Origin of the sequence: Candidatus Clostridium helianthi (assembly GCF_045310795.1) — a bacterium.
GTDB classification, from domain to species: Bacteria; Bacillota; Clostridia; order Clostridiales; family Clostridiaceae; genus Clostridium; species Clostridium helianthi.
Map to the genome: position 1 here is coordinate 1 of NZ_JBJIAB010000183.1, position 276 is coordinate 276.

Below are 276 nucleotides of genomic sequence, written 5' to 3' on the forward strand. Positions count from 1 at the left end.
TTAGCAGATGACAAGAGTGGACGATCGAGCAGCAACCGGTGGTGATGCCAGCGATACATTGTGCACAATGCCTGCAACTGAATTGGCGGCGGCCGTTCGATCGAAACAAGTGTCGCCGGTCGAGGTGACCGATGCCGTGCTGGCGCGGATCAACCGGCTAAATCCCGGGCTCAATGCATTTGTCACCTTGATCGAGGACGATGCCCGACGGCAAGCCCGCCAGGCGGAGCAGGCGGTCATGCGTGGGCAAGAGCTGGGCGCCCTGCACGGCGTTCC

The 276-nt window shown here is 61.6% G+C and carries 1 protein-coding gene; it reads left to right on the top strand.

The features are described 5' to 3' along the window. Window positions 1-16: 16 nt before the first annotated feature. A partial coding sequence (locus tag ACJDTP_RS27730) for an amidase family protein (RefSeq protein WP_406763041.1) occupies window positions 17-276 on the top strand: 260 nt, incomplete at its 3' end.